This is a genomic window from Streptomyces sp. NPDC058092 (genome assembly GCF_042884935.1).
Classification (GTDB): Bacteria; Actinomycetota; Actinomycetes; order Streptomycetales; family Streptomycetaceae; genus Streptomyces.
Map to the genome: position 1 here is coordinate 76,992 of NZ_JBHVSY010000005.1, position 26,253 is coordinate 103,244.

General features: G+C 71.1%; 21 protein-coding genes. 12 read left to right on the forward strand and 9 right to left on the reverse strand.

Features of this window, described 5'->3' with window-relative positions; translation table 11 throughout:
* Positions 1 to 184 precede the first annotated feature (184 nt).
* Positions 185 to 556, forward strand: coding sequence for a hypothetical protein (locus tag ACFVV1_RS10485; protein ID WP_389987546.1), 372 nt, complete (start codon positions 185 to 187; stop codon positions 554 to 556).
* Positions 557 to 575: 19 nt separating this feature from the next.
* On the opposite strand, the gene ACFVV1_RS10490 is transcribed toward ACFVV1_RS10485, so the two are convergent.
* From ACFVV1_RS10490 to ACFVV1_RS10500, 3 genes are all read right to left on the reverse strand, one after another.
* Positions 576 to 2,261: a thiamine pyrophosphate-binding protein gene (locus ACFVV1_RS10490; protein WP_389987549.1), complete on the reverse strand. Its 1,686-nt coding sequence runs from the start codon at positions 2,259 to 2,261 to the stop codon at positions 576 to 578.
* A complete protein-coding gene (gene speB, locus ACFVV1_RS10495) occupies positions 2,258 to 3,226 on the reverse strand; it encodes an agmatinase (protein ID WP_389987552.1) in 969 nt (322 codons plus the stop codon). Before speB ends, ACFVV1_RS10490 begins: the two co-directional genes overlap by 4 nt.
* A gap of 167 nt (positions 3,227 to 3,393) precedes the next feature.
* Positions 3,394 to 4,860, reverse strand: coding sequence for a sodium:solute symporter (locus ACFVV1_RS10500; protein WP_389987555.1), 1,467 nt, complete (start codon positions 4,858 to 4,860; stop codon positions 3,394 to 3,396).
* A gap of 132 nt (positions 4,861 to 4,992) precedes the next feature.
* Here ACFVV1_RS10500 and ACFVV1_RS10505 point away from each other — a divergent pair, with 132 nt between their 5' ends.
* The 6 genes from ACFVV1_RS10505 (at position 4,993) to ACFVV1_RS10530 (ending at position 12,785) form a co-directional block, all read left to right on the forward strand.
* Entirely contained in the window at positions 4,993 to 6,492 is a 1,500-nt protein-coding gene (locus tag ACFVV1_RS10505) for a PucR family transcriptional regulator ligand-binding domain-containing protein (RefSeq protein WP_389987558.1), read from the forward strand.
* A 293-nt stretch (positions 6,493 to 6,785) separates the two neighbouring features.
* A complete protein-coding gene (locus ACFVV1_RS10510; protein ID WP_389987561.1) occupies positions 6,786 to 8,525 on the forward strand; it encodes an Imm49 family immunity protein in 1,740 nt (579 codons plus the stop codon).
* Between the two features lie 158 nt (positions 8,526 to 8,683).
* A complete protein-coding gene (locus ACFVV1_RS10515; protein WP_389987564.1) occupies positions 8,684 to 9,088 on the forward strand; it encodes a peptidase inhibitor family I36 protein in 405 nt (134 codons plus the stop codon).
* Between the two features lie 394 nt (positions 9,089 to 9,482).
* Positions 9,483 to 10,265, forward strand: a complete 783-nt coding sequence (locus ACFVV1_RS10520; RefSeq protein WP_389987567.1) for an alpha/beta fold hydrolase — start codon at positions 9,483 to 9,485, stop codon at positions 10,263 to 10,265.
* 428 nt (positions 10,266 to 10,693) lie between these two features.
* On the forward strand, positions 10,694 to 11,851 hold the full coding sequence (locus tag ACFVV1_RS10525) for an acyl-CoA dehydrogenase family protein (protein ID WP_389987570.1): 1,158 nt from the start codon (positions 10,694 to 10,696) through the stop codon (positions 11,849 to 11,851).
* Positions 11,852 to 11,870: 19 nt separating this feature from the next.
* Positions 11,871 to 12,785, forward strand: coding sequence for an acyl-CoA thioesterase (locus ACFVV1_RS10530; RefSeq protein WP_389987573.1), 915 nt, complete (start codon positions 11,871 to 11,873; stop codon positions 12,783 to 12,785).
* Between the two features lie 112 nt (positions 12,786 to 12,897).
* On the opposite strand, the gene ACFVV1_RS10535 is transcribed toward ACFVV1_RS10530, so the two are convergent.
* The 4 genes from ACFVV1_RS10535 to ACFVV1_RS10550 all read right to left on the reverse strand — a co-directional run bounded on the left by ACFVV1_RS10535 (position 12,898) and on the right by ACFVV1_RS10550 (position 17,645).
* Positions 12,898 to 13,677 carry a phosphatase gene (locus ACFVV1_RS10535; RefSeq protein ID WP_389987576.1) on the reverse strand — a complete coding sequence of 260 codons (780 nt, stop codon included), beginning with the start codon at positions 13,675 to 13,677 and terminating at the stop codon, positions 12,898 to 12,900.
* A 79-nt stretch (positions 13,678 to 13,756) separates the two neighbouring features.
* Complete coding sequence (locus tag ACFVV1_RS10540) at positions 13,757 to 15,310, reverse strand: DUF6056 family protein (protein WP_389987579.1); 1,554 nt, start codon at positions 15,308 to 15,310, stop codon at positions 13,757 to 13,759.
* 65 nt (positions 15,311 to 15,375) lie between these two features.
* Entirely contained in the window at positions 15,376 to 16,845 is a 1,470-nt protein-coding gene (locus ACFVV1_RS10545) for a glycosyltransferase (RefSeq protein WP_389987582.1), read from the reverse strand.
* Between the two features lie 194 nt (positions 16,846 to 17,039).
* Positions 17,040 to 17,645, reverse strand: a complete 606-nt coding sequence (locus ACFVV1_RS10550) for a TetR/AcrR family transcriptional regulator (protein ID WP_389987585.1) — start codon at positions 17,643 to 17,645, stop codon at positions 17,040 to 17,042.
* Between the two features lie 97 nt (positions 17,646 to 17,742).
* Between ACFVV1_RS10550 and ACFVV1_RS10555 the strand changes: the two genes are divergently transcribed.
* From ACFVV1_RS10555 to ACFVV1_RS10570, 4 genes are read left to right on the forward strand one after another with little or no spacing between them, the layout of a single operon-like run.
* Entirely contained in the window at positions 17,743 to 19,350 is a 1,608-nt protein-coding gene (locus ACFVV1_RS10555; RefSeq protein ID WP_389987588.1) for a carboxyl transferase domain-containing protein, read from the forward strand.
* A 13-nt stretch (positions 19,351 to 19,363) separates the two neighbouring features.
* Complete coding sequence (locus ACFVV1_RS10560; RefSeq protein WP_389988249.1) at positions 19,364 to 21,451, forward strand: acetyl-CoA carboxylase biotin carboxylase subunit; 2,088 nt, start codon at positions 19,364 to 19,366, stop codon at positions 21,449 to 21,451.
* Positions 21,448 to 22,386, forward strand: coding sequence for a hydroxymethylglutaryl-CoA lyase (locus ACFVV1_RS10565; RefSeq protein WP_389987591.1), 939 nt, complete (start codon positions 21,448 to 21,450; stop codon positions 22,384 to 22,386). Before ACFVV1_RS10560 ends, ACFVV1_RS10565 begins: the two co-directional genes overlap by 4 nt.
* A gap of 29 nt (positions 22,387 to 22,415) precedes the next feature.
* A complete protein-coding gene (locus tag ACFVV1_RS10570; RefSeq protein WP_389987594.1) occupies positions 22,416 to 23,582 on the forward strand; it encodes an acyl-CoA dehydrogenase family protein in 1,167 nt (388 codons plus the stop codon).
* Positions 23,583 to 23,611: 29 nt separating this feature from the next.
* Here the strand turns inward: ACFVV1_RS10570 and ACFVV1_RS10575 are convergent, their stop codons facing one another.
* Positions 23,612 to 24,163: a GNAT family N-acetyltransferase gene (locus ACFVV1_RS10575; RefSeq protein ID WP_389987597.1), complete on the reverse strand. Its 552-nt coding sequence runs from the start codon at positions 24,161 to 24,163 to the stop codon at positions 23,612 to 23,614.
* Between the two features lie 238 nt (positions 24,164 to 24,401).
* Complete coding sequence (locus tag ACFVV1_RS10580) at positions 24,402 to 25,163, reverse strand: hypothetical protein (protein WP_389987600.1); 762 nt, start codon at positions 25,161 to 25,163, stop codon at positions 24,402 to 24,404.
* Between the two features lie 171 nt (positions 25,164 to 25,334).
* On the opposite strand from ACFVV1_RS10580, the gene ACFVV1_RS10585 reads away from it, so the two are divergent.
* Positions 25,335 to 26,189 carry a siderophore-interacting protein gene (locus ACFVV1_RS10585; RefSeq protein ID WP_389987603.1) on the forward strand — a complete coding sequence of 285 codons (855 nt, stop codon included), beginning with the start codon at positions 25,335 to 25,337 and terminating at the stop codon, positions 26,187 to 26,189.
* Positions 26,190 to 26,253 lie beyond the last annotated feature (64 nt).

Below are 26,253 nucleotides of genomic sequence, written 5' to 3' on the forward strand. Positions count from 1 at the left end.
CGCCCCCGGCACGCCCATACAGATGACTCCCGGCGGACCGGAAAGTTGTACGCAACACGGTCCAATTGGTCAGGACTTGACGCTCGGAGGCCCGGTGACCCCGCCGGGAAGTTCACAGCGTGCGCGCCGGGGGTAGTCAGTGATCGCAGTCGTCGGCCGGCCCTTTGAGGAGGATCACGAAGTCATGTCCGATGCCCAGCCGAGCACCGCCTACCGTTGCGGTCAGCTGTACGCGGCCCTGCACGTCCTGCGTTACGTCGGTACCGGCGACCGGGCGCTGGACAAGCAGGAGGCCCGGGACAAAGTGCTGAAGCGGCCGAAGGAGCATCTCGGACCCCCGCTGAGCAAGGCAGCCCACTACTTGATCGAGGCCCGGCAGAAGGGGTCGGAGCGCGGAAAGGCCGCAGCCGAACTGTTCCGTGCCATAGCGGACTTCATACCGGCCGACGGCAAACTCCCCGCCACTCTCCGGGAAGGAGAGAAGGGGGAGTTCACCAAGGGCTTCCATCAACAGATGGCCGAGTACGCGCCCGCGCACGGCCGTCTGATGACATGACGCACGGGGACCGGCGCGGTCACAGGTGCGTCGGCTCGAACATCCTCAGCAGGGCCGGGAGCACGACCACCGAAGGGCCCGGCTGCGCGAGGGACTTCGCCAGGTCGTCGGCGAGCGTCTCGGGGGTCGTACGGACCGCCGGGACGCCGAAGGACTCGGCGAGGGCGACGAAGTCGGGGCGGGCGAGCTCGGTCGCCGTGGCCTCGCCGAAGGCACCCGTCATGTACTCGCGCAGGATGCCGTAGCCGCCGTCGTCGACGATCAGCCAGGTGACCGGGAGGTCGTACTGGCGGGCCGTGGCCAGTTCCGCGATCGAGTACATCGCGCCGCCGTCGCCGGAGACCGCGAGGACCGGCTTCGTACGGTCGGCGGCCGCCGCGCCGAGGGCGGCCGGGAAGCCGTAGCCGAGGCCGCCCGCGCCCTGGGCCGAGTGCATCGTGTTCGGGCGGCGGGCGTCGAAGGCGGACCAGGCCCAGTAGGCGAGGATCGTCATGTCCCAGAAGCTGGGCGACGCGTCGGGCAGCGCCTCGCGGACCGCGGCGACGAGCTGCTGCTCCAGGGTGAGTTCCTGGCCGGCGATCCGGTCGCGTACCGCTTCGAGGACCGTGCGGACCCGGTCCGGCGCCGACGGGTCCGCACGGCGGTCGACCGCGTCGAGGAGGTCGGCCAGGGCCTCGCGGGCGTCGGCGTGGATGCCGAGTGCGGGGTGGTTGGACTCCAGCTTTCCGGCGTCGGCCTCGATCTGGATGACCCGGCCGCGCGGGGCGAACGTGTGGTAGTTCGAGGAGAGTTCACCGAGTCCGGAGCCGACGACCAGCAGCACGTCGGCGGACTCCAGGAAGTCCGTCGTGTGGCGGTCCTCCAGCCAGGACTGGAGTGAGAGCGGGTGTTCCCACGGGAAGGCGCCCTTGCCACCGAACGTGGTGACGACCGGGGCGTCGATCTTCTCCGCGAGCGCGAGCAGTTTGCCGGACGCGTCGGACCGGACGACTCCGCCGCCCGCGATGATCGCCGGACGCTCGGCCTTGGACAGCAGATCGGCCGCGACGGCGGTCAGTTCGGGACGGGCGTGCAGGGCGCGCGGGGTGGCGTCCATCGCCGTGACGACGGGCAGGGTGGTCTCGGCGAGGAGTACGTCCTGCGGGATCTCGATCCAGACCGGGCCGTGCGGGGCGGTCAGCGCGGACTCCCAGGCGGCGGCGATCGCCGACGGGACCTGGGAGGCCGTACGGACGGTGTGGACCGACTTCACGACATCGCGGAACGACGCCTTCTGGTCGCGGAGTTCGTGCAGGTAGCCGTGGCGGCCACCGCCCAGGCCCGCGACCGGGATCTGGCTGGAAATGGCCAGCACGGGAGCGGAGGCCGCCGCCGCCTCCTGGAGCGCGGCGAGGGAGGTGAGGGCACCCGGCCCGGTGGAGAGCAGCAGAGGCGCCACTTCCCCGGTGATGCGGCCGTACGCGTCGGCGGCGAAGCCCGCGTTGTTCTCGACGCGCAGCCCGACGTACGAGAGGGAGGAGCGGCGCAGCGCGTCGAACATGCCGAGCGCGTGCTGGCCGGGCAGGCCGAAGACGGTGGTCGCGCCGAGGCCCTGGAGGGTCTCGACGACGAGGTCGCCGCCGTTGCGCCCGGCCGGGGGCTTCAGAGCGGCCGCGATCTGCTCGGGGGTGAGCTGCGGCCGCTCGTCGTGGTGGTCGTGGGTCACTTCGTACGGGCCTCTGCGATCTGGCGGGACATGATCGTCGTCAGTTCGTACGCCGTGTGGGAGGCGGCGACGGAGGTGATCTCGGCGTGGTCGTACGCGGGGGCGACCTCGACCAGGTCGGCGGAGACCAGGTTGCAGGAGGACAGCCCGCGGACGATTTCGAGCAGCTCGCGGGAGGTCAGTCCGCCGGCCTCCGGGGTGCCGGTGCCGGGCGCGTGCGCCGGGTCGAGGACGTCGATGTCGATGGAGATGTAGAGCGGCCGGTCGCCGATGCGCTGACGGAGCTGGTCGGCGACCTCGTCGACGCCGCGGCGCATGACGTCGGCGGAGGTGACGATGCCGAAGCCCATCTTCGCGTCGTCGTCCAGGTCCTGCTTGCCGTAGAGGGGGCCGCGGGTGCCGACGTGGGAGAGCGCGGAGGTGTCGAGGATGCCTTCCTCGACGGCGCGGCGGAACGGGGTGCCGTGGGTGTACTCGGCGCCGAAGTAGGTGTCCCAGGTGTCGAGGTGGGCGTCGAAGTGGAGCAGGGCGACCGGGCCGTGCTTCTTCGCGACGGAGCGCAGCAGCGGCAGCGCGATGGTGTGGTCGCCGCCGAGCGTCATCAGGCGGGCGCCGGTGGCCAGGAGGTCGTCGGCGGCGGCCTCGATCGTCTCCACGGCCTCGTTGATGTCGAACGGGTTCGCGGCGATGTCCCCGGCGTCGGCGACCTGCGCGAGGGCGAACGGCGAGGCGTCCTGCGCCGGGTTGTACGGGCGCAGCAGGCGCGACGCCTCACGGATCGCGTTGCCGCCGAAACGGGCGCCGGGCCGGTAGGAGACACCCGTGTCGAAGGGCACGCCGACGACGGCGACATCGGCGGTGCCGACCTCGTCGAGGCGGGGCAGCCGGGCGAACGTCGCGGGTCCGGCGTACCGCGGGACGCGGGAGGAGTCGACGGGGCCGCGCGGCGTTTCGTTGCTGCTCATGTGGAGTGCCTTTCTTCGGGCGATACGAGTGGTGCACGCTTCGTGGGCGTTCATACGGTATTCAGTGTGCGGGGTGCGGTGGAGTGCGGGCCCCCACCGCAACGGTTACGTCCTCAATCGCCGGACTGGCCGGAAAATCAAGCCCGTCCGGCGATTGAGGACAAGTGTCAGACGGTGACCGGGTCCGGGGCGGACTCCGTGGGCTCGGAGCCCTTCCCCGCCAGCCGCTCGCGCCAAGCGGCAAGCACCGCCGCGTCCGTCGGCTTCGTGGCCAGGGACACGATCACGTACACCGCGAGCGAGGACAGCAGCCCGTAGTAGACCGGTTCGTTGGCGAGGATTCCGTACGACGCCATCAGACCGATCACCGCGAGGCCACCGACGGACACCGCGGCCAGCGCACCGGCGGCCGTGCCGCGACGCCACAGCAGACCACCGAGGATCGGCACGAGCAGCCCGCCGACGAGCAGGTTGTACGCGACGGTCAGGGCCTCGACCACGTTGTTGAGCGCGATGGCGATGGCGATGACGGCGACACCCATGATGAGGATGAAGGCCCGGTTGCCCTTCACCTCGTCGTGCTCCTCACCGCCGCCCCGCGACACCACGCCCCGCAGCCTCGACCAGATGTCGTTGTTGGCGACGGTGGCGCAGGCGATCAGCGCACCGGAGGACGTGGACATCACCGCGGCGAGTGCGGCGGCCAGCACCAGTCCGCGTACACCCACCGGCAGTTCGTCCTTGACGATGGTCGCGAAGGCCGCGTCCGCGCTGGGCAGCTTCGGATACATGACCTTGGCGGCGGTGCCGATGACGGCTCCGGCGATCGCGTACACCAGGCAGTACGTACCGGCGACGGTGCCGCCCCAGCGTGCGGTGCGGTCGCTGCGCGCGGTGAACACGCGCTGCCAGATGTCCTGGCCGATCAGCATGCCGAAGGTGTAGATCAGCACGTAGGTGAAGATCGTCTCGCCGCCGATGCCCAGCGGGTCGAAGTACTCGGTGGGCAGCTTCGCCTTCATCTCGCTGAAGCCGCCGGCCTTGATGACGGCGATCGGCAGGAGCAGCAGCAGGACGCCGATCGTCTTGACGACGAACTGCACCATGTCCGTGAGCGTGATCGACCACATGCCGCCGAGCGTCGAGTACGCGACGACGATGGCGCCGCCGAGGATGATCGCGACGGTGCGGTTCATGTCGAAGAGGACGTCGAAGATGGTGGCGTACGCGATGGTCGAGGTGACCGCGAGCATCAGCGTGTACGCCCACATGACGACACCGGAGATGAGTCCGGCCCGGCCGCCGTAGCGCAGGTCGAGCATCTCGGAGACGGTGTAGACCTTCAGCCGGGCGATGCGCGCCGAGAAGAAGACGGACAGGGCGAGCAGCCCGAGGCCGATGGTGAAGACCATCCAGGCGCCGGAGAGTCCGTACTGGTATCCGAGGCCGACGCCGCCGATGGTGGAGGCACCGCCGAGGACGATCGCGGCCATGGTCCCGGAGTACATCCAGGGGCCGAGGCGGCGGCCCGCCACCAGGAATTCGCTCTTGGACTTGGCGCGGCGCATGCCCCACCAGCCCATCGCGAGCATGCCGGCCAGATAGACGATGATCACTGCGTAGTCGACAGCCATGGGCTTACCTCCGTCTCGGTCACTTCGCGAAATGTTGCGGGTATGTGTTTCGTGAAGACGGTAGGTGGCCCACAGGCGGCGCTGAAGTGTACGTTTCATCCATTCTCGCCGTAGCCAATGGATGGACCATCCATGCCGGACACTCCCACCGGGCCCCCTTCCCCTTCCCCCACCGGACCCACAGCCACCACCGGGTCCGCTCCCCCCACCCCGCCCGTCCCGCTCGCCGAGCTGCTCGCCCGCGAGGAGCTCCGGCTGCGCCGGATCGCGGGACCCGACCACGCGGACCTGTTCTGGGTGCACACCTCGGAGATGGCCGACCCGTACCCGTATCTGCTCGGCGGTGAGCTGCTGCTGAGCGCCGGGGTTCTGCTCAAGGACCCGGACACCTATGTCGCCCGGCTGGTGGAGGCGGGGGCGGCGGCGCTCGGTTTCGGGGTCACGCCGGTGCACGACGCCGTGCCGCAGGCGCTGATCGAGGCGTGCGACCGGCACGGGCTGCCTCTGGTGGAGGTGCCGCCCGAGACCCCGTTCACCGCGATCGCCCGAGCGGTGTGGCGCCTGATGGCCGAGGCCCGGCACCGGGAGCTGCGCCGGGTGACGCGCGCCCAGCAGGCCCTGGCCACGGCGGCGGCCCGGCCGGATCCGGTCCCCGCGGTGCTGCACCAGCTGGCGGCCCAGCTGGGGGGCCGGGCGGTGCTGCTCTCCGCGGACGGCGAGGAGCTGCACGCGGCGGGCCGCCGCCCGGCCCCCGACATCGGGGCGGCGCTGGCCCGGCTCACCCGGGTGGTCTCCGCCGTGACGCGCCCCGCTCCGACGTCCGCCACCGACACACTGCGGGAAGCGCACCTGTCGGCGTACGCATTGGGCGGCGGCCAGGGGCTCGTCCTCGCGCTGGCGACGGACCGGCGCGAGGCGGGCGACCACACGATCGCCGGGGTCGCGGTCGTCCTGCTCTCCCTGCTGGCCGCCCCGCATCAGGGCGCCGACGCGGCGGGCCGGTCGGCCGCGCTCGTACGGATGCTGCTGGGTACCGACCCGCAGGATGTCGCCCCGCTGCTCGGTGGCGCCGAGCAGTGGACGGTGGTGCACGCGCTCCGCAGCGGCGACGGCCCGGTCGACCCGCTGACCGCCGGTGCGCTGGGCGCGTCCCTGGGCTCGGCCCTGGTCGACGCGGGCCGGGGCCGCGACGCCGTCCGGGTGCTGGTCCCCGGCGGCGACCGGATCACCCCGCAGCCCGGCTGGACGCTCGGCGCCTCCGCCCCCGCCCCCATCACCGCGCTCGACCTCGCCGACGGCCAGGCATCCCGCGCCCTGGGCCGCGCCGTGGCCACCCGCACCCCGCTGGCCCACCACCACACCGACGCCGGCCTCGGCCTGTCCGCCCTGATCCCCCCGGACCAGGCCGAGGCCCACGCCCGCGCCCTCCTCGCCCCGCTCACCGAGCCCCTGACCGAGACCCTGCGCTGCTGGCTGAGCCTGCACGGCAGCTGGGACCGCACGGCCACCGCCCTCCAGGTCCACCGCAACACGGTCCGCCAACGCATCGCCCGCTGCGCGACGCTCCTGGACGCGGACCTGGACGACATGGACGTACGCACGGAACTGTGGTTCGCGCTGCGGCAGGGGTGAGGCGGTGGCGCGGCAGGACGCTCCCGTCACCCGCTACCGCAGGGCAGCCGGTCGCGGGAGGTGTTGTGGGTGGCGGTGAGGAGGGCGCTCAGTGCACCGGGGGCTCCGCCGAGCAGGGCGGTCCGGGGTGCGCCGGGGGCTCCGCCGGGAAGGGTCCTCGTTCGTCAAGGCGGTCGACCCGGCGAGCCGCCGGCCTGACACACCCCGGACCCGGGGTCCCCGCCAGGCACCGCCTAGGCTGGCCACCGGAACGTGAACACGGGGGCGGGGCAGTGCGGATAGAGCGACACCAGGTGGGCCAGGCAGCGGTTTCGGCGGCTCTCGACGACTTCGCCAACAGGATCGGCTCACAGGTCCACTCCATGTCGAGGGCCGGACGGATATCCACCTACGAGTGGTTGCAGATCTCGGAGGAATTCCTCGAATACCTGGGCGCGCTCTCCGTCGGGACTCCCGATCTCGGCACCCCGGAGGCGAAGGCCGTGCTCGACAACGCCGCCGAGGCGGCCGCCGGTGCCGTGGCGTACGCCGCGTACTACCCGCACAACAGCTTCGATGTCTTCCTCGACTACGTGAACTTCGGGATGGGCTACGAGTCCGGGGCCGAGGGCGATCCGGAGTCCATCAGCGCGTACCAGTGGCTCGACGCCTTCTGCCTGGCGATCCTCGCCGGCAAGGCGGAATGGCACGGCGAGGCCTTTCACTTCGCCCGCGCGACGCCTCAGGAGGGCGGGGCCGGACGACCGGCCGTCGAGCTCATCAACGGCTTCATGGCGTACGTCATCGGGGACACCGGGGACGACGACGCGAACTTCCCGCCGTCCAGGGAGGAGAAGCTCGCCGCGCTCGACGCCGCGATCGCCCGCGTCCGGGCCCTGGACGACGAGATCGGCGCGGGCCTCCTCGACCACCCGCAGAGCACCGCGCTCCACGCCCTGCGCGCCTTGACCACCGGCCGGCAGGAAGCCTTCCGCGACGAGCTGGCCAGGCTGCTGCTTCGGCCCAGCGCCGTTCCCGGCCCCGGGGCCACGCCCCGCTCCCTGCTTCCTCTGCTCCCGCTCGCCCTGGCGGCTCTCGCCCACCGCCGCGAGGGCTGGCCGCCGTCCATCGACACCGGTTATCTCCCCCGCGCACTGGTCACCGGGTTCGAGACCGCGGGGCCACGGGTCGCGGAGTACGGCCGCGACAGGCGTCCGGACGCGGTCGCCGAACTGGCCGCCGGGACCGTGGTGTTCGAGCGCCCCGACAACCCCCGGCCCGTCGACCCGCAGAGCGAGGCCCTGTTCGAGCAGTCCACCGGGAAAGCCTTCACCCCGGTGGACGGAGCGCCGCCCTCGGCCTGGCGGCTGACGCGGGCCGTCGACGACCAGGTCATGCTCTTCAAGGCGCGCGCCACGATGTCCGCCGACGTCACGGACCCGCAGATCGAAGGGCTGCGCCTCGCCTCCCGGTTGGGCGCCGTGCTCTTCCGTACGACCCTCGCCGAGCCGGGCACCGGCGTCGAGGCGACGATCGACGGGCGCACGCTCACCCACCCCGCGTACCGCGGTGCCGACGCCGGGCCCGGCCAGTGGCACACCGCGGCGAACCTCGCCCTGATCTCCGGGAGCCGCGAGGACCTCGCCGCGCTCGTCCTCAGCGGCTCCGCCGTTCTCGGCGAAGACGGCTCCGCCTTCGCCTCGTACCGCCGCGCCCTGCACGACTACCTGCGGTGCGCGGACCCCGAACCCGCCACGGACCGGGCCCTGACCGACTGCGAGAAGGCCCGGGGCTGGGGCTTCCTCCCCCCGCCGGCCGTCCTGTTCTCCCAGCTCGTCGAGGGCGACGAGGAGAGTTTCAACCTCGCTCTCCTGGACGCCCTGGAAGCCCACCACGACCATTACCGGGTCGCCGACCGCGCCGACGACCCCGACGCCGCGATCAACCTCGACATCCTGGCCCTGACCTGCCACGCCCGACGCCGGGGCTGGAACATCCGGGTCACGTCCGCGTACCTGCCGGAGCGCATCCTCCGTGCGGCCGAGCCCTTTTAGACCCTGCTTTCGCGCCGGAGTACGGCGGAGCGCCACGATCTACGACGCGGGCTTCGAGCGCCCCCGTTTCCGCCTGCCTGCGCAGGTTGCGGCCGTGCCACGCTGCTGGTGATCAGGCAACAGAGCCTTGATCACCGGCAGGAGAAGAGGTTTCCGTCATGAACCGCATCACCGCGCTCGCCGTCACCTCGATCGCCATGACCCTGGGGCTCGGCACCGGGCCCGCCGCGGCCGGGGCCGCCGAAAACGCCGTCGCCAAGAATGCCGCCGTCGAGAGCGCCAGGGCTTCCTACAGCTGCAGCCCCGGCTACTTCTGTATCTACAGCGACTGGAACGGAGGTGGCACCCGCTGCCAGTGGTCGGACAAGAAGCGGGCGAATACCGCCGACGACTGCTCCTTCATCCAGCGGGGCCAGAACGTCCGCTCCGTGTGGAACGCGACCGGGCACCGCGTTCAGTACTACACCCAGACCAACTACAACGCCCGGGTCGGATCCACCCCTGCCGGAAGCGGCGGCAACCTCCAGGGGAGCTACCAGATCCGCTCCTTCAAGCCCCAGTAGCCCCAACCTCAGTGAGCCGCATGCGCCGCGCCAGGCAGTGCGGGTGAGGCCCACAGCAGGCACCCCCCGGTCGGCCGTCCGGGGGGTGCCTCCACGTCTTTCGTCAAGCCCGTGTTGCCGGATTTCTATGACGGAAAGCCGGTCGAGCCAGTGCTTTACGCACGGCACTGGGCGGTCATCGGAATGCACACAGCTCACGCCGTAGGTTCTGCAAACCCGTTGGCTCCCGCGTTCACTCCCATGGCCCACTTCTGTGACCCGGTCGGAGTGCGTGGCCGCGCCTGCCGGTGCGGATGCCTGAACACTCGGTGCGGCAGATCCAACGGAAGGCGAGGACGACATGGCAGCACTTCGAAGCACCGGCTCACGGCGCCGAATACGTCGCGATCATGTCATGGCAGCCGGGTGCGCCATGGTCATGTGCACGCCCGTGGCGGCCTCTGCCGCCACGGGCGGCGGCAGGACCACGACCAAACCCACCATCGTGCTGGTGCACGGGGCGTTCGCGGACGCCTCCAGCTGGAACGGGGTCGTCCAACGGCTCGAACACCGCGGCTACACCGTCATCGCCCCCGCCAACCCGCTGCGCGGGCTGTACAACGACTCCGCCTACATCGCTTCCGTCCTGGACAGCATCAAGGGGCCGATCGTGCTGGCGGGGCATTCGTACGGCGGCGCCGTGATCAGCTCGGCCGCCGCGGGCAACCCCCGGGTGAAGTCGCTGGTGTACGTGTCGGCGCTGATGCCCGACGTGGGCGAGAGCGGAATGTCCCTGGGCGCCAGGTTCCCCAGCGAACTCGGCACCGCCACGAGGTCCGTTCCCTACCGAGCCGGCGGCGGGGCCGTCGGGACCGACCTGTACCTCAAGCCCGACAGGCTCCATCAGGTCTTCGCCGCCGACCTGCCGGAGAGCACCGCGAGGGTCCTGGCGGTGACCCAACGGCCCGCGGCGACGACCGCGTTCTCCGAGAAGGCCAAGGTGGCCGCCTGGAAGCACATCCCGTCGTGGTTCCTCGTCGCGAAGCAGGACAAGACCATCAACCCCGACCAGGAACGCTTCGAGGCGAAGCGCGCGGGTTCGCACACGGTGGAGATCGACTCGTCCCACGTGGCGATGATCGCCCACCCCGAAGCGGTCACCGACCTCGTCCTCCAAGCCGCCACGGGCAGCCGATGACACCCGGCCTGCACCGGCCGCCACCGGGTCCGCCGAAGACGCCCGGGCCGAGACCGGCGCCGGCATCGCCGCCGCCTCGTCGACCGCGGGGGCGGGAGCCGTCATCGTGGGCCGCTGCCTGAGGCGCCGCGCGCTCTGACAGAGCTCCAGGACGGCGTTCCTTCCCACGCGTCCGACGCAGCTCCGCCCCAACCGCTCGGACCGGGGCCGGAAAAGGATCAAGTAACCCCGGTAGAAAGCCTGATGAGCCCTTCCCGGCCGGCGGCCGGGAAGGGCTCTTGTGTGTATCCGGCCGAGCCGTCCACGCGGGCGTGCCGAGCATCACCCTGGACAGCCTCGGTGACCGCCGGGTAACTTTTGACCAGGACTGAGCAAGCGCTTAGCCAGTTCGGCCGAAACCCGCCCGAAGCTGACCAAGGAGGCACCCCGTGCGCCGTACGGTATTCAACGAGGACCACGAGGCGTTCCGGGAGACCATCCGCGCCTTCATCGAGGCCGAGGTCGCCCCCGTCCACGACGAGTGGTTCGCGGCCGGCCAGGTGCCCCGCGACTTCTACTACAAGCTCGCCGAGCTGGGCATATTCGGCATCGAGGTGCCGGAGGAGTACGGCGGCGCCGGGGTCGAGTCGTTCAAGTTCGAGGCGATCATCTCCGAGGAGTGCGCCCGCGCGGCCGTCAACTTCGGCGGCTCCGGTGTGCACGTCCTGCTCTGCCTGCCGTACATCAAGGCGTACGCCACCGAGGAGCAGAAGAAGCGCTGGCTGCCGGACTTCGTCAGCGGCAGGACGATGTACGCCATCGCCATGACCGAGCCGGGCACCGGTTCCGACCTGGCCGGCATGAAGACCACCGCCAAGCTCTCCGAGGACGGCACGCACTACATCCTCAACGGCGCCAAGACGTTCATCACCGGCGGCGTCCACGCCGACCGGGTCATAGTCTGCGCCCGCACGGACGCGCCCAAGGCGGACGACCGGCGGCACGGCATCTCCCTCCTCGTCGTCGACACCAAGGCCGAGGGCTACTCGGTCGGCCGCAAGCTCGACAAGCTGGGGCTGCGCACCTCCGACACCGCCGAGCTGGCGTTCGTCGACGTCAAGGTGCCGGTCGAGGACCTCCTCGGCGAGGAGAACAAGGGCTTCTCCTACCTCGGCCAGAACCTGCCGCAGGAGCGCCTCGGCATCGCCGTCGGCGCGTACGCCCAGGCCAAGGCCGCCGTCCGGTTCGCCCAGAGTTACGTGTCGGACCGCACCGTCTTCGGCAAGACCGTCGCGTCGTTCCAGAACACCAAGTTCGAGCTGGCCGCCTGCCAGGCCGAGGTGGATGCCGCCGAGGCCGTCTGCGACCGCGCCATCGAGGCCCACGACGCCGGTGAGCTGACCGCCGCCGAGGCCGCCTCCGCGAAGCTGTTCTGCACCGAGGTCGCGCACCGCGTCATCGACCGCTGCCTCCAGCTGCACGGCGGCTACGGCTACATGAACGAGTACCCGATCGCCCGCCTGTACGCGGACAACCGGGTCAACCGCATCTACGGCGGCACCAGCGAGGTCATGAAGTCGATCATCGCCAAGTCCATGGGCCTGTGAGAGCGGTTACGTTCTCTCCATGAGCTCAGCACTCGACTCCTTGCTCGATCTGCTCGACCTGGAGCAGATCGAGCGGGACATCTTCCGGGGTACGAGCCGTTCGGCGGTGGTGCCCCGCGTCTTCGGCGGCCAGGTCGCGGCCCAGGCCCTGGTCGCCGCAGGCCGTACCGTCCCCGCCGAACTTCCCCGAGCTCTCGGCTCCGCTCGAGCAGGGGAGACCCCATCCGCCCACTCGCTGCACTCCTACTTCCTGCGGATGGGCGACCCGGGCGCGCCGATCGTCTACAGCGTCGACCGCATCCGGGACGGCCGTTCCTTCACCACCCGCCGGGTCGTCGCCGTCCAGCACGGCCAGCCGATCTTCCACCTCTCGGCGTCCTTCCAGACGCACGAGGAGGGCCTGGAACACCAGGCGGCCATGCCGTCCGCCCCGGACCCCGAGACGCTGCCCACGGCCGCGCAGATGCTGCCCCGGTACGCGGACCGCTTCAGCGACCCGGGCATCGTGGACCGGATGATCGAGGCACGGGCCGCGGTCGACCTGCGGTACGTGGACGCGCCGCCCTTCGGTACGGTCGGCGAACCGCGCGAGCCCCGCTCCCAGGTGTGGTTCCGCACCAACGGCAAGCTCGCGGACGACCCGCTGCTGCACGTCTGCATGGCGACGTACGTCTCCGACATGACGCTGCTCGACTCGGTGCTCCTCGCCCACGGGCGCGGCGGCTGGACGGTCGGCGACGTGGTCGGGGCGAGCCTGGACCACGCGATGTGGTTCCACCGGCCGTTCCGGGCCGACGAATGGCTGCTGTACGACCAGGAGTCGCCGTCCGCGTCCGGCGGGCGGGGGCTCGGCCAGGCCCGTATATACACGCAGGACGGACGGCTGGCGATCACCGTGATCCAGGAGGGCGTGGTCCGCGTGCCCCGGGACTGACCCGTCGCCCCGTTCCGAACAGGCCACGGTCCGGCGATTCGGACCTGCTCCCCACCATGAGTGACGAGAAATCCGGTGGTGGGGAGTCTCGCCCCGCCACACCCCGTCGGCGTCAGATCAGCCCCGCCGCGTCCAGCAGATAGTCCGTCAGCGGGTCGTAGAACCGCGGGTCCACCACGTGGTCGTCCAGCGGTACGGCCACCTGGAGCGTCCCCTCCGCCTCGCCGAGGAACAGCGCCGGGTCGTTGCAGTCCGCGTACCCCACCGCGTCCAGCCCGCGCTGCGCCGCGCACCCGGCCCATCCGTGGTCGGCGACCACGAGGTCCGGCAACGGCCGGCTCTCCCGCTCCAGACCGTCCAGGATCGCGGCCATCGGGGCGGGCGAGTGCGTGTGCCAGAGCGTCGCGCCGCGTTCCTGCACCGCGACGTCCGCGAACTGGAACACCATCCCCTCGTCGGCCACCAGCCCCGAGGGGATCCGTACGATCTCGCACCCGGCGGCCCGCAGCGCCTGCGCGGTCTGCCGGTGCACGTCGAGGAGCCCGCCCGGGTGCCCGGTCGCGAACAGCACGCGCTGCGCGCCCGCCGCCGCCTTGCGCAGCCGTGCCGCCATCCGCTCCAGGGCGTCGACCGTCAGCTCCGGGTCGATGGTGTCCTGCCCGAACCGGTGCTCCGGGTCGTCGCTCACTCCGCACCGCTCGGCCATCACGGCCAGCACGTCCTGCTCGTCGCGCCACCGGTCCCCGAGTTCCAGACCCAGCCAGAAATGGCGGTCGCCGTTGGCGAGCTTGCGGTAGTGGGAGAGGTTGTTGTCGCGGGGGGTGGCGACATCCCCGGCGATACGCGTACGGACGAGGTGTTCGACGAGGGCGGCACGGCTGGGTATCGGCATGAACCCATTGTGCCGTCAGGTGTGCGCAGTGTGCCGGGTGTCTTGTACGACGGACCGTCCGGCCACGGCGGCCGGACGATCAGGGAAGCTTGGTCGAGTAGGTGATCTTCTTGAGGTGGTAATACTGGGCGACGCACTGTCCCGGCCACAGCTTCTTGCCGTGGTCACCGAACGGCTCCCCCATCCCGCTGACCGACACCGGTGTGTACGGAAGCACCTGGGCGCCGCGCGCCGCCTGTTCCCTCAGCCACCGGTCCTGCCGGTCCCAGCGCTGGGCGCGCACGTCCATCTTCCGCTCCAACTGGAGCAGCGGGACGGCAAGGCCGGCGCAGACCACGGCGCATACGGCTCCGGCGGCCACCGCCGTCGCCGCACGGGTCCCCCACCGGACGGTGCGCAGCGCCCGTCCCAGCAGGGCGCCGACGCCGACCAGGAGCAGCACGTACAGCAGGAGGAAGTCGCCCCAGATGCGCGACGCGGTCATCACGCTCGCCCCGAAGACGGGGTAGGCGACGACGGTGCAGAGGTAGCCGGAGACCAGGAAGGCGAGGAATCCGACGACGACCGGAAGGAAGGGCCTGCGGCGCAGGGACCCCACCGGCGCGTTCTCTCCCTGCTGTCCACCGCCGCGCACCAGGAGGCCCAGCAGTACGCCGACGGCGACCGCTCCCACGTACTGCCAGGTCGTGAAGATCGTCCCGAGGATGTGCGCGAACGCCCGCAGCGCCGTGGTCAGTTCCTCCGGCCCGAACATGGAGGCGCCGTCGGCGCCGAACCGTGCACGCCGGGTGCGTGCGCCGGGCGACTGGTACAGCATGGCCGTCCCGACCGCGACTCCGGCGAAGGCGACGACGCACCAGATACGCGTGTGGGTCCGGCCGGGACCGGGAAGGGCCCGGCAGCTGATCAGCAGGACGGCGGCGAGCAGGGTGAACGCGACGACCGACGTCTCCTCCGACAGGGTGCCGATGAAGATCCCGGCCAGGTACGCGACGCCCAGCGCGAGGGCGCGTCCCCGCCCGGTCCGTGCGCGCAGCAAGGGGATCACGGCGGCGCAGGCCAGCACCGGTGAGACGGTGTGCGAGACGGAGTTGGCGGGCCAGTAGAACGCCTTGTACGGGTTGGCCGTCGCGAGAAAGAAGATCACCGCCGTCATCGCGCCCACCAGCAGCGCGAGCCCGCGCGGCGCGGTCAGCCCGGCCCTCTTGAGCACGGAGGCGATGAGCGCCCAGAGGATGCCCAGCATGAGCACCCCGCTGACCAGGGCGAACCACTGATGGCCCGCGACGCCGAAGGCCCCGTACGCGACGACGAACAGCGCGTTGGCGATGCGTCCGTTGTCGTGGAGGAAGAACTTCGCGATCATCCCGGAGGCGCCCTCGTCCCGTACGACCGGGAGGAAACACCAGTCGTCCCCTCCCGGACGGACCAGGCGGCCGATCCAGAAGGCCGCGCCGAGCAGGGCGAGCGGCGGCAGGGTGAGGGCCATCGTCCAGATCGTCGCCCACCGCCGCGCGGGGCCCGGGCGGGCTTCCGGCCGGTGGGAGTCCTCGCTCTGCGACTGTGTGCCGACGGCCTCCGGCGTATCGGCGGTTTTCGACGTGTCTGCGGATTTCGACGTGTCTGCGGTCATGTGCACTGGGTGTCCTTCGTACGGTGCTCGCGTCTTGCCCGCCGAGAGGTTCGGGCGGTGTGGTTTCACGGTGTGGTGTGTCCGGCACGGCTCTCGGCCGGGCCGGCGCTCTGCCGGGCCAGGGCGGTGCCCGAGTCGATGGCCCAGCGGGCGAGGAGGAACGAGAAGGGGGTGGCGAGGAGTCCCGCGGCCACGGCGGCGATGTTCTTGTCCATGCCCAGCCTGCTCACGCCGAGGTAGAGCAGAACGCCGGTGAGTACGAGATTGACGACGCTCGACAGCGGATACCGGACGAAGGCCTGCCAGGTCGGCTTCGTACGGCAGGTGATGTACGAGTTGAGCAGGAACGATCCCACGATGCTGACCACATATCCGATGACGTGCGCGGCCAGATAGGGAATCCAGGTATTCAACGTGGCGTATACGGCCAGATATACCGCCGTATTGATGACTCCGATCAGCCCGAAATCGATGAACTGGCGCACGGTGCGGAACCTGGACGCCCCGAGCGCGGTCGACCCGGTAGGCCCCGTCAACGGTCTTCCGCCCGCGGGGGCGGACGGACCCGAACGCACTTCCGCCGGAATGTCGACCGGGAGAACATGCGGAGATTCGTTCGTTTCGCGTACCACGTAGTGCGGGCGGCGTTTCGCCTCGCAGTAGATGCGTCCCACGTATTCACCGATGACGCCGAGCGTGGCGAGCTGGATTCCGCCGAGCGCCACGATGGCGGTCAGCAGGGTGGTGTAGCCGGGTACGGCGACGCCGTGGAGCACGACGCCGGCGATGGTCCACAGGGCGTATCCCAGTGCCGCCAGCGCGAGCGCGAGGCCGCCGTGGATGGCCAGGCGCAGCGGACGGCTGTTGAAGGAGATCAGCCCGTCGATCCCGTAGTTGAACAGGCGTCTGCCGCCCCACTTCGAACGACCCGCCGCGCGCTGGGCGTTGCGGTAGGTGAAGCTGACGGTGTCGAAGCCGATCCAGGAGAAGATCCCCTTGGAGAACCGGTTGGCCTCGGGGAGCGCGAGCACGGCGTCCACGGCGGTGCGCGACAGCAGCCTGAAGTCGCCCTCGCCGTCGACGACCTCGACGTCCATGCACCGGCCCATCGCCCGGTAGTACGCGGCGCTGAGAAAGGTGCGCAGGGCGCCCTCTCCATCGCGGTCGCGCCGCGCGACGACCTGGTCGTAGCCGCGCTGCCGCAGCTCCAGCATGCGGGGCACCAGTTCGGGCGGGTGCTGGAGGTCGGCGTCCATGAGGACGACGGCGTCGCCGCGGGACATGCGCAGCCCCGCGAGCATGGCGGCCTCCTTGCCGAAATTGCGGCTGAAGGAGGTGTAGCGGACTCGCCGGTCCGCGGTGGCGAGTGAACCGATCCGGAGCCTGGTCCGGTCACTGCTGCCGTCGTCGACATAACAGATCTCGAAAGTCCGCCGAGTGGGTTCGAGGGCGGAGATCAGCGCACGGTGAAATGCCTCGATGACCTCGTCCTCATTGAAACAGGGGACAACGATCGAAACCTGACATGTTTTCATTTAAATTCCCCATCAGGCGTGGGTGAGACAGCTCAAACCATATGCCTGGGGGCGCCGCGACACTCCGACCGACGGAGCCCGTCGAGGAAAAGGAAAGAGAATCTGAGGAACTTCCTGGCCCCTCTATCATCAATTCATATATTCAAGGCCGAGCAGAATCGGGTGCCCCTGCGCCGGGCACCCGCCCGCAGGCCTTACGGGCGGGCCGCCGCCTCGAACGCCCCGCGCGCCAACCGGTGCAGCAGCGCCGCCGTGCCGGCACGGTCCGGCTGCGCGCCGGGGCGGCCCAGGTGCGGGGTCGAGTTCAGCAGCCCGAAGACGGCGTGGACGGCGGCGCGGGCCTCGTGCTCGGGCAGGTCCGGATACACCTCGCGGACCACCTCCACCCACACCTCGACGTACTGCCGCTGAAGCTGGCGGACCCGCTTGCGGTCGGCGTCCCGGAGGCGGTCCAGTTCACGGTCGTGGAGGGTGATCAGGGGGCGGTCGTCGAGGGCGAAGTCGATGTGGCCCTCGATGAGCGCGTCGAGCAGGTCCTGCGGCGAGCTGTCGCCACAGGCCGCGTCCTCCGACACCCGCAGCTGCCCGCCCGCCAGCAGCCGCTCGCTGATGCCGACCAGCAGCTCGGCGAGCATCGCGTCCTTGCCGGGAAAGTGCCGGTACAGGCCGGGGCCGCTGATACCGACGGCGGCACCTATCTCGTCGACGCCGACACCATGGAAGCCCCGCTCGGCAAAGAGGCGGGCGGCCTCCTTGAGGATCTGCTCGCGGCGGGTGGGGGCGTCCGTCCTGATGGTCATGGATTCGATTCTAGACAGCCGGGTTAGCGATCGTTAACCTGAAGGTATACGTTAACGCTCACTAACCACTGCGGTACGGGCAAGGGGGCTCGACAGGATGCAGCAGGCACCGGTTCTGGCGAGCGCGGCCGATCCCGCCTCCGAGGCCTGGCAGGCCAACGAGGCGGCGCATCACGCGCTCGCCGACGAGCTGCGCACGCGGCTCGCCACGGCCAGGCTCGGCGGGGGTGAGAAGGCGCGCGCCCGGCATGTGGCGCGCGGCAAGCTGCTGCCCAGGGACCGGGTGGACACCCTGCTCGATCCGGGTTCCCCGTTCCTGGAGCTGGCCCCGCTGGCGGCCGAGGGGCTGTACGGGGGCGCCGCCCCGGCGGCCGGGGTGATCGCCGGGATCGGCCGGGTCAGCGGCCGGGAGTGCGTGATCGTCGCCAATGACGCGACCGTCAAGGGCGGCACGTACTACCCGATGACCGTGAAGAAGCACCTGCGCGCCCAGGAGGTGGCGCTGGAGAACCGGCTCCCCTGCCTGTATCTCGTCGACTCGGGCGGCGCGTTCCTGCCGATGCAGGACGAGGTCTTCCCGGACCGGGAGCACTTCGGGCGGATCTTCTACAACCAGGCCCGGATGTCGGGGGCCGGCATCCCGCAGATCGCGGCCGTGCTGGGGTCGTGCACGGCGGGCGGGGCGTACGTCCCCGCGATGAGCGACGAGGCCGTGATCGTACGGAACCAGGGCACGATCTTCCTGGGCGGTCCGCCGCTGGTGAAGGCCGCGACCGGCGAGGTCGTGACGGCCGAGGAGCTCGGCGGCGGCGAGGTGCACTCCCGTACGTCGGGGGTCACCGACCATCTCGCCGAGGACGACGCGCACGCGCTGCGGATCGTGCGGAACATCGTCGCCACGCTGCCGGAGCGCGGGGCGCTCCCGTGGTCCGTGCGGCCGGCCGAGGAGCCGAAGGTCGATCCCGCCGGACTGTACGGGGCCGTCCCGGTCGATTCCCGGACGCCGTACGACGTCCGGGAGGTGATCGCCCGGGTGGTGGACGCCTCGCGGTTCGCCGAGTTCAAGGCGGAGTACGGGACGACGCTGATCACCGGCTTCGCCCGGATCCACGGCCACCCCGTCGGGATCGTCGCCAACAACGGCATCCTGTTCTCCGAGTCCGCCCAGAAGGGCGCCCACTTCATCGAGCTGTGCGACCAGCGCGGCATCCCGCTGGTCTTCCTGCAGAACATCTCGGGCTTCATGGTGGGGCGGGACTACGAGGCCGGCGGCATCGCCAAGCACGGCGCCAAGATGGTGACGGCGGTCGCCTGCACCCGCGTGCCGAAGCTGACGGTGGTCGTCGGCGGTTCGTACGGCGCGGGCAACTACTCGATGTGCGGCCGCGCCTACTCCCCCCGCTTCCTGTGGATGTGGCCCAACGCGAAGATCTCCGTCATGGGCGGCGAGCAGGCCGCGTCCGTCCTCGCGACGGTCAAGCGCGACCAGCTGGGCGACGACTGGAGCGCGGCGGACGAGGAGGCGTTCAAGGCCCCGATCCGCGAGCAGTACGAGACCCAGGGCAACGCGTACTACGCCACGGCCCGGCTCTGGGACGACGGCGTGATCGACCCGCTGGAGACCCGGCAGGTGCTCGGGCTCGCCCTGACCGCGTGCGCCAACGCCCCGCTGGGTGAACCCGGCTTCGGCGTCTTCCGGATGTGAGGAACAGATGACGATGTTCGACACCGTTCTGGTCGCCAACCGCGGCGAGATCGCGGTACGGGTCATCCGTACGCTGCGCGAGCTCGGCGTCCGCTCGGTCGCCGTGTTCAGCGACGCGGACGCGGACGCCCGGCACGTACGGGAGGCCGACACCGCGGTACGGATCGGGCCCGCGCCCGCCGCCATGAGCTATCTGAGCGTGCCCGCGCTGCTGGACGCGGCCCGTCGCGCCGGCGCGCAGGCCGTCCACCCCGGGTACGGATTCCTCGCCGAGAACGCGGGCTTCGCGCGGGCGTGCGCGGAGGCGGGGCTGGCCTTCATCGGCCCGCCCGCCGACGCCATCTCCCTGATGGGCGACAAGATCCGGGCCAAGGAGACGGTCGCGGAGGCCGGGGTCCCCGTGGTGCCCGGCTCCTCGGGGAGCGGGCTCACCGATACCCAACTGGGCGACGCGGCCCGCGAGATCGGCACGCCGGTGCTGCTGAAGCCCTCGGCGGGCGGCGGCGGCAAGGGCATGCGGCTGGTCCGCGACGAGACGCTGCTCGCGGACGAGATCGCCGCCGCCCGGCGCGAGGCGCGGGCCTCGTTCGGCGACGACACGCTGCTGGTGGAGCGGTGGATCGACCGGCCCCGGCACATCGAGATCCAGGTCCTGGCGGACACCCACGGCAATGTGATCCACCTCGGTGAGCGCGAATGCTCGCTCCAGCGCCGCCACCAGAAGATCATCGAGGAGGCGCCGTCCGTCCTGCTCGACGAGGAGACCCGGGCGGCCATGGGCGAGGCGGCCGTCCAGGCGGCCCGCTCCTGCGGATATGTCGGCGCGGGCACGGTGGAGTTCATCGTCCCGGGCAACGACCCCGCCTCGTACTACTTCATGGAGATGAACACCCGCCTCCAGGTCGAGCACCCGGTCACCGAGCTGATCACCGGTCTGGACCTGGTGGAGTGGCAGCTGAGGATCGCGGCGGGCGAGCGACTCCCGTACGAGCAGCGGGACATCCGGCTCACCGGCCATGCGGTCGAGGCCCGGATCTGCGCCGAGGACCCGTCCCGCGGCTTCCTGCCGTCCGGCGGCACGGTCCTCGCACTGCACGAGCCGCAGGGCAACGGCGTACGGACGGACTCCGGGCTCGCCGCGGGCGGCGAGGTCGGCAGCCTGTACGACCCGATGCTGTCGAAGGTCATCGCGTACGGCCCCGACCGCGCCGCCGCCCTGCGCGGGCTGCGCGCGGCCCTCGCGGACACGGTGATCCTCGGCGTCCCGACGAACGCCGGCTTCCTGCGCCGGCTGCTCGCCCACCCGGCGGTGGTGGCGGGCGATCTGGACACCGGCCTGGTGGAGCGCGAGGTGGCCGGACTGGTGCCGGAGGGGGTGCCGGAGGAGGTGTACGCGGCGGCGGCGCTGCTGCGGCAGTCCGGCGCACCGGCCCCCTCCCCCGCGGACGCCGCCGGCTGGGTGGACCCGTTCTCGGTGGCGAGCGGCTGGCGGCTGGGCGGCACCCCGGCCCGTACGGTGCGCCACTTCCGGCTGCCGGGCCATGATCCGGTGCAGGTCTCGCTGCGCTCCTGCCCGACGGGCACCGAGCTGACGTTCGGCCATGTCGGGGAGGGCGCACAGCCGCCGGAGCCCGCGACGGGCCCCTGTGGCCCACTGGCCCCGCTGCCCGGCGGCAAGGAGACGGCGAACACGGCCGAGCTGTCCGCGCATCGCATCGTCATCGAACTCGCCGGTGTCACCCACACGTTCACCCATGCCGCGTCCCCGGACGGGACCTGGCTGGGCCGCGACGGCGACACCTGGCACGTACAGGATCACGACCCCGTGGAGGCGTCGCTGGCCGGCGCCGCCCGCTCCGGGGCGGACACGCTCGCCGCGCCCATGCCCGGCACCGTCACCGTCGTGAAGGTGGCGGTCGGGGACGAGGTCGTGGCCGGTCAGAGCCTGCTCGTCGTCGAGGCGATGAAGATGGAACACGTCATCTCCGCCCCGCACGCCGGGACCGTGACCGAGCTGGACGTCACCGCCGGTACCACGGTCGCCATGGACCAGATCCTGGCCGTGGTGGCCCCTGCCGCGACTCCCGGGGAGGACGCATGACACCCCGCACCCTGCCGATGACCTTGCCCGCCCAGGACCTGCCCCCGCGCGTACGCATCCATGAGGTCGGCGCCCGCGACGGTCTGCAGAACGAGAAGGTCGTCGTACCGACCGAGGTGAAGACGGAGTTCATCCACCGCCTCGCCGCGGCGGGCCTGACCACCATCGAGGCGACCAGCTTCGTGCGCCCCGAGTGGGTGCCCCAACTGGCCGACGCAGAAGACCTGTTCCCCCGCCTCGCGGACATCGGGGGCGTGGCCCTGCCCGTACTCGTACCGAACGAACGCGGCCTGGACCGGGCCCTGGCGCTCGGCGCCCGGCGGATCGCGGTGTTCGGCTCGGCGACCGAGACGTTCGCCGCCCGCAATCTCAACCGCACCGTCGACGAGTCGCTCGCCATGTTCGAGCCGGTCGTGGCTCGTGCCAAGGCCGACAAGGTGCACGTCCGCGGCTATCTGTCGATGTGCTTCGGCGACCCGTGGGAGGGGCCCGTCCCCGTCCACCAGGTCGTCCGCGTGGCCAAGGCGCTGATGGACCTCGGCTGCGACGAACTCTCCCTCGGCGACACCATCGGCGTCGCCACGCCCGGCCATGTGCAGATCCTGCTCTCCGAGCTGAACGAGGAGGGCGTGCGCACCGACACCATCGGCGTGCACTTCCACGACACGTACGGCCAGGCCCTGTCCAACACCCTCGCCGCGCTCCAGCACGGTGTGGCCACCGTGGACGCCTCCGCGGGCGGCCTCGGCGGCTGCCCGTACGCGAAGAGCGCTACCGGAAATCTCGCCACCGAAGACCTCGTGTGGATGCTCCAGGGTCTCGGTATCGAAACCGGGGTCGACCTCGACGCGCTCACCGCCACCAGCGTGTGGCTCGCCGAACAGCTGGGCCGACCCAGCCCGTCCCGTACCGTCCGCGCGCTCTCGGTGCGATAACCACCGTCCCACAAGGAGTGACACCTGCCATGTCCCTGGACCACCGGCTGACCGCCGAGCACGAGGAACTGCGCCGCACCGTCGAGGAGTTCGCGCACGATGTGATCGCCCCGAAGATCGGCGACTTCTACGAGCGCCATGAGTTCCCGTACGAGATCGTGCGGGAGATGGGACGGATGGGCCTGTTCGGGCTGCCGTTCCCGGAGGAGTACGGCGGCATGGGCGGCGACTACCTCGCCCTCGGGATCGCCCTGGAGGAGCTGGCCCGGGTCGACTCGTCCGTGGCGATCACCCTGGAGGCCGGAGTCTCGCTCGGCGCGATGCCGGTCTACCGCTTCGGTACGGAGGAGCAGAAGCGGCAGTGGCTGCCGAAGCTCTGCTCGGGCGAGGCGCTCGGCGCGTTCGGCCTGACCGAGCCGGACGCCGGTTCGGACGCGGGTGGCACCCGCACGACGGCGGTGCGCGACGAGGCGACGGGCGAGTGGGTGATCAACGGCTCCAAGTGCTTCATCACCAACTCCGGTACGGACATCACCGAACTGGTCACGGTCACGGCGGTGACCGGCCACAAGGCGAACGGCGCCCCGCTCATCTCCTGCATCATCGTGCCGTCCGGCACCCCCGGCTTCACGGTCGCCGCCCCGTACTCCAAGGTCGGCTGGAACGCCTCGGACACCCGCGAGCTGTCCTTCTCCGACGTCCGCGTCCCGCTGACGAACCTGCTGGGCGAGGAGGGCCGCGGCTACGCCCAGTTCCTGCGCATCCTGGACGAGGGCCGCATCGCCATCGCCGCCCTGTCCACGGGCCTGGCGCAGGGCTGCGTCGACGAGTCGGTGAAGTACGCCAAGGAGCGCCACGCCTTCGGCAAGCCCATCGGCGTCAACCAGGCGATCCAGTTCAAGATCGCGGACATGGAGACGCGCGCCCACATGGCCCGCCTCGGCTGGCGCGACGCGGCGTCACGCCTGGTAACGGGCGAACCCTTCAAGAAGGAGGCGGCGATCGCGAAGCTGTACTCGTCGACGGTCGCGGTCGACAACGCCCGCGAGGCGACGCAGATCCACGGCGGATACGGCTTCATGAACGAGTACCCGGTGGCCAGGATGTGGCGCGACTCCAAGATCCTGGAGATCGGCGAGGGCACCAGCGAGGTCCAGCGCATGCTGATCGCCAGGGAACTGGGCCTGCCGGCCTGACGGCCACCGGGCGTGGGCCGGGCGGGCGATCAGCTCGTCGCGCCCGGCCACTCCTCGCGCAGCATCCCGAACAGCACGGTGTCGTACCGCTTGCCCGCCACCAGCACGGTGCCCCGGCGTCGGCCCTCCTCGCGGAAGCCCGCCTTGGTGAAGGCGCGGACGGCCCGTTCGTTGCCGCTCCAGGTGTCGAGCTCGATCCGGTGCAGCCCGAAGGCCCCGAACAGGTGCCCCACCAGCAGGCGCAGTGCGTCGGAACCGTGGCCGCGGCCCCAACGGTCCCGCTCGCCGATGGTGATGCCGACGGTGACCAGCCCGGCGAACGGGTCCAGGTCCCGGTAGTCCGCCATGCCGATCACCGTGCCGTCGGTCAGGTCCTCGACCGTGAACACGGCCGACTCCCTCGGGTTCAGCCGCAGCATCGTCTCGAAGCCGAGCCCGACGGCCTCCGCCGTGACCGGGCCGAAGCACGGGTCACCGCTGGTGGCCCAGTGCACCACCTCCGGGTCGTTGCGCCACCGGAGGTGATGCTCCGCATCGTCCGCACACAGTGCGCGGAGCCTTACCAACGTGCCTTCGATCATCCGGAGATCCTATTCCGCCCCGCCGGGCCGGTTCGCAGGAGGTTCCGGAAGCCCGGACCTTTTCGCGGTCCGGTCACCCGGCCAAGCCCTTGTGCCGCAGCCGATGCAGCGCCTCGATCGCCGTCAACTGCCGCCGCTCGTAGGCCGTACCCGGCCCGCACGGAGGCCGAACGGCGTTGCCAGGTGCGACCGGTGGGGCGCGACAGTGATCCGGACACCGGCCGTTGAGTGCGGCCGATCAGTAGCGATCTCCCCGCCAGTGCGGGTCTTCCCAGCGGTCGGGGCCGGTGAGGCCGAGCAGCCTTATCCGGTGGAGCAGTTCATCGGATACGCCGTGGGCGGCCAGCCGGGACCGTGCGTGGCCGACCAGCCAGGCCGTCAGCTCCGCGCATTTCTCCTCCTCGTTCTCCCAGGCGTGCCAAGGGAGTTCGTCGACGAGCAGGTCGCGCTCCCAGTGGGCGGCGGCTTCGGCGAGGTGCTGGTCGGCCGGAGTGCCGGTCTGCGTTTCCCAGTGGGCGAGCCACGGGCCCAGCGTGGCGGATGCCTCGACGTTCACCGCGAGGAGCTCGTGGGCGGGGACGGCGAGAGCCGGATCGGTGAGCGTGTGGGCCCACCAGGCGTGGAGGAATTCCCGAACCGCGGCGGCCTGCTGGTCGGGCCACTGCTGCCAGTGGCCGCGGGCGAACGAGCGGCCCACCTCATCCGTGCCGAAGAAGCGCTCGATGCCGCCGCCGACGAGGGCCCTGGCGAACTGCGGCAGGATCCTGCGCAGCACGGCCGGGTGGTCGCTCCAGTCGGGGGCCCGCCAGGTGCGCTGCAGGAGGTCGGGGTCCAGCTCCCTGTCCGGCACCTTGAGCTGGGCCAGCTCCTGTGCGCTGCCCCAGTGGCACTCGCAGTTGCTCTCGTCGGGGTGAGCCGTCATTCCGCGGAAGATGACGGCCAGGCCGTCCAGAGCGGCATCGAGGCGAAGTCGTGCGGGGTGCGGGGCCGGCTGTGTCATGGGCGTTCGCCTTCGGGACTCCGGGGGCTCGCGCCGGCCGAAGATTGACACCTTACCGGGCGGCGGCCCGGACGCACCCTCGAATATTCAATGAGGTTAGGCTAACCTTCCTTCGAACGTACCGGCGACCGGTTCCCGGCTTCGCCTCCGGTTCCCGGGAGGACCCCCCGCATGACGACGTCCGTCGCACCCCCTATCGCCCCTTTCCGGTTCTTCGGTCCGACCGTCCTGCGGACCCGGCGCCTCGGGCCCTCCAGGCTCCGCGTCACCTTCGGCGGACCCGGGCTCGACGGCTTCGCCGCCGGGGGCCGTGACCAGAGCCTGTCGCTGTTCCTGCCGCACCCCGGGCAGCCGGAACCAGTCGTTCCGGTCGATGAGGACGGCAACTGGTTCGCCGCCTGGCGCGCACTTCCGGACACCGTACGGGCCGTCATGCGCTCGTACACCGTGCGCGCTCAGCGCCGCACACCCGGCGGCGCGACCGAGGTCGACATCGACTTCGCGCTGCACGGGGACGGCGGGCCCGCCTGCCGCTGGGCCGCGGGCGCCTCCCCCGGCGACCGGCTCAAGGCGCTGGGCCCGGCCGTCGAGGACAACACCGCCGTCCGCTTCCGCCCTCCGCAGGACACCGACTGGGTGCTGATCTGGGCCGACGAGACCGCGCTGCCCGCCGCGTCCGCCGCCCTGGAGTGGCTGCCGGCCGGCCTGAAGGCGCGGGTCTGGCTGGAGGTCCAGCACACCGAGGACCGCCAGGCCCTCAACACCGCCGCCAAGGCCCGGATCACCTGGCTCGTACGGGACGAGGGAGCGCCCACCGCCCTGGAGGCCGTCCGGGCGGCCGAGCTGCCCGAGGGGACGCCGTACGTCTGGATCGCGGGCGAGTCGTCGCAGGTACGGGCGCTGCGCCGGCATCTCGTGCAGGAACGCCACATCGACCGCAGGCGCGTGACGTTCGTCGGGTACTGGCGGCGCGGGCTGAGCGAGGAGCAGCTGCGCGAGGCGCCGACGTCCCGCGCGGACGAGTAGGCAGCAGGCGGCAGCAAGCGACAGGCGCGGAACGCAGTCGGCCGACCGGCCGGAAGTCGCCATT